Source organism: Kluyvera sp., from assembly GCF_047971185.1.
Taxonomy (GTDB): Bacteria; Pseudomonadota; Gammaproteobacteria; order Enterobacterales; family Enterobacteriaceae; genus Kluyvera.
Genome location: NZ_JBKDZH010000086.1, coordinates 1 through 3,783, shown reverse-complemented (window position 1 = coordinate 3,783; position 3,783 = coordinate 1). Strand labels below are relative to the sequence as shown.

General features: G+C 41.6%; 1 protein-coding gene. It reads right to left on the bottom strand.

What is annotated here, in order from left to right; genetic code table 11:
• Positions 1–2,866: 2,866 nt before the first annotated feature.
• Positions 2,867–3,178, bottom strand: a complete 312-nt coding sequence (locus tag ACK5JN_RS19360) for a hypothetical protein (RefSeq protein ID WP_416871637.1) — start codon at positions 3,176–3,178, stop codon at positions 2,867–2,869.
• Positions 3,179–3,783: the final 605 nt, after the last annotated feature.

The following is a 3,783-nucleotide window of genomic DNA, read 5'->3' as shown; positions in this document are numbered from 1 at the left end:
ATAATAATAATAATAATAATAATAATAATAATAATAATAATAATACTCGAGGGTACTTAATGCTTATACTATTACACCTTCCTGCGGTAAAATAATCACCAGTACCCTTCCTGCACACTCTCGTGCCCTCACTGTTTCCAGGCAAAAACACTCACCAAGAGCAAGCGTCTGCTCACCCCAAACCTTCAAGAGCAAGGCATTTCACGCCACGCAATACTTGGCCATGACAGAGAACGAACAGACTGTACAGTAATATAACGTGTAACAGTCAATATGTTCCCCACACACTCCCTGTCTTTACACCTGCCAGTAGTAGCATTAACAAGAGGCAAAATTCCATCCTCTCCTTAGAGCTCAGAGGACAAGTAGTACAGTCATGCCTTAACCATGAATTGTGCTTCACTGTATTGGAGGTTTTATGTAGTACACAATTTCTTTTTCTTCTCACTCCCTTGCATACAGGCGCCGGACATTCATATTACCAAGCATTACACACTCAGTAGCCACGTACAGCAGCTCAATATACGGCCATGCCTTTGTGTTTATTTACTGTGTTTTCCCGTGTTAAAGGTTGTAGTTAATATTTCATCTCGTATGCACACCCTTACATACAGGCAGTGGACATACTCGTATATACGATCAAGCATTCCACACTGGATAATAGGATATCTGATTGCTGTGTTTTCCCAGGCTCAAGGTTATTGTGGCTAATATGTCATCTCGTATTCACACCCTTACATACAGGCAGCGAACGTGTACATATGATCAAGCGTTACACACTGGACAACTTGGTATCTGACGGCTGTGTTTCGCCGGGTTAAAGGCTGTAGTAGTTAATACTTCCCTTCTAACGCGCTTCTCTTATTTGTTAAAGCTTTCAAGAAAGCGTCCTCGAGACACAGTAAGCTTGTTCCGTCCTTTAGAAACTTACTATATTAGTTGTTTCTGCTATATTATTTCAGTGCATCAAGATTCTGTAGTCTTGCTCACGTTTGTCGGTCGTCTGCTAGCCTATTGACTTCCCTATATTCTTCAATCGGTTCTTATTAAGTTTATTGCAGTCCTTTAAAAGCTTACAATTTCCTTCCTCTTAGGCTCATATAACAGTATTTGGCTTTTTCAGTTCTTCACAAGTTTTGGTCAACTGTAAGCCTATTGAGTTCCATATAAGCTTTATTCAGTTATTTTTTCAGCCAGTTTGAGTCCAGTAAGAGCTCAATATTTCAGTTTCCCACCAATACATTTCATCATTTCAAGTTTTTTTTAGATCTTTAAAAAGTTTATGTTGGTGTTCTGTACAAGCCTAACTAGTTCCATTTAAGCATTAATAAAGTTCTTTTCCGGTTTAGATCAGTCGTTAAAAACTTAATATATTTCTGTTTCAATCTCATTTCAACATTTTTTTTTTTTTCAGTTCTCTACAAGTTCACGTATCTTCTCCAAGCCTAGATAGGTCTAGTGAAGCTGAAATCTGTTCTTTTTAAGCTTCCAGAGTCAGGTACAACTAAGTTATATCTCAACGACTCAGACAACTTAGCTTCCTGGTACACGTGTGTGGCGGGTGAATATTTGGTGTTGTTGTGACCTAAAGATATGGATTTATGTGTGTGTAACGGTCGAGCAGCACAATGCTCATGGAGGGGAACAAGGCGTGAGTAAGACAGTTGATATTGGTATATATATAAGAGTAGTAACCAAAGGTCTTGGGCGTCAATGTGTGTGTCAGTTTGTCGTGTGTGTGTGTGTGTGTGTGTGTGTGTGTGTGTGTGTGTGTGTGTGCAAGCCAAATTAGTGTCGTATGTATCGCATCGTTCACTGTAGATACAGACTGTCCAACCACGATATCTCTTTAAGCCACGCCCCCTTCTTTCAGCGCCATAGTTTAAGTAAGTGTTATCGTACGGCCGTCTCGGACGCATCACTTGACTAAGTTTTACCAAGGAGCTGACAAGATCCCGTAATAAAAATCATTTTGCGGTATAAGGGCTCTTTAATACCTGTAGATCTGCAGGGTTTTTTTGGGGGGGACTACATAAGTTTCCCTTGCACCACTGTACTCGTGAATGTTTTTCTGTGGAAATTTATTTCCATAATGTAAAGAGAGGCAACAGTAATACAGTTTGAGCGATAACAAGTACTAGAATGGATGAAAATGTTTATACCACGTTTTACTTATCACCGACTTTTACAGCAGCTATTAAGTCAGTTCAAGAATGAAGTAACAATTCTCAGACACAATTATACTTATTACCATGGCCACGTCAAACTTTATGCGAAGTAGGGAAGAGCTGAGGAAGAGAATTATAGTCATCTGTACAGCAGTGCTGAAAAGACTATTGTTCCGACATTGTCCGTCTGTCTCTCTGTCTGTCCGTTCGTCCGTCTGTCCGCGACCATTTTAGTCTTCTATACAGCAGTGCTGAGAAGACTATTGTTCCGACTTTGTCCGTCCGTCTGTCCGTGACCATTTTTCAACTCAGAAACTACAATAGCTATTGAAATGAAAATTGACATGATTATAGAACACCATGAGACTAGCTCACAGCCGTTTGTTTCAAGACATTAGGAAAAGTAGTTCTGGAGTTATGAATGAACAAAAAATAATTGCTGAATGAATGATTTGGGGTGGCCATACTGAAACTCTCCTGAGTGCTTCATGTGTGTTCCTGAAGGGATTGGGAGGTGTTCTGGCCCAGACCATGAGTGCTTCCAGTGGACACTGGAGAGGGTTGGGAGGCAATCCATCTCAGGCCATGAGTGCTTGGTTTCCTGCTCTACAGGGAGTACAAGAATATTAATGGACTTAGTACCTGTACAGAAGACTCCTTGTCACCAACTGAGCAAAGCAGAGTTGGCTGCTTGCTACTTATTTATCTTTAACTGGGTTAGTTTCCTCTGAGAACCCTCTGTGGAGGGTTGGCCATTGCAAAATTTCTTCAGTTGTCCCATTTCTTTTCCCTGCATCAGCACCTCTTCTTCCACCTCTCTCTCTCTCTCTCTCTTTGTCAAGCTGTAAGTCCTCATCAGTAGCCAAGGTGTCCCCGAGGCATCCCTTCTTGCACTCCTCTCCAATTTTGCCCATCCTTTCTCTCTCTCTCTCTCTCTCTCTCTCTCTCTCTCTCTCTCTCTCTCTCTCTGTGTCACCTGATTTTAATAATGACGATATCTTTTTTCGCACCTTACTTGTGTCACTCGCTTGTTTGTCGCACTTTCGTCAGTCATTCACACTTACTGTAAATTTGTTTGTATCCTTCCTTTCCTCCATGTCTTGTTTGTCTCACTATTTTCATCTAATTCATCTCACCTGCCTCTCGTACATCGTGCTAATAAGGACAGTTAATCAGCTTAATGTACTGTTTACCTGCTTAATTCGTGTCACCTATTAATGAACTCACCTGTGCCTGGCTTCCCCCCCTCTCATGTTACCTGTGCGCGTGGCCTCTTAATTAATGACAACACACTGCTCCCTCATGTCACCTTCCTCACACCTGTTAATGAAGATGTGTTTTTATCACCTGTCTCAGACCAGGTAAGCTAATGAGGACACCTGTGCTCTTCGTATCACCTGCTACACACAACAAGGTCATATTGTAGGGCCACCCATTCCTCCAAATTATTTCAGGAAACAGAAAACCCTATTAGGAATCCATGAGATCGTGTGTTTCATGGCATAGTGTGGAGGAAGCAGTAGCCCTCAAACAGTCCCTAAACAAACGATCCCCTAAGTCCCCAAATACACTTAGGGATCGCCAGTTGCACCCACCTTCCAATTAAGCCCGGTGT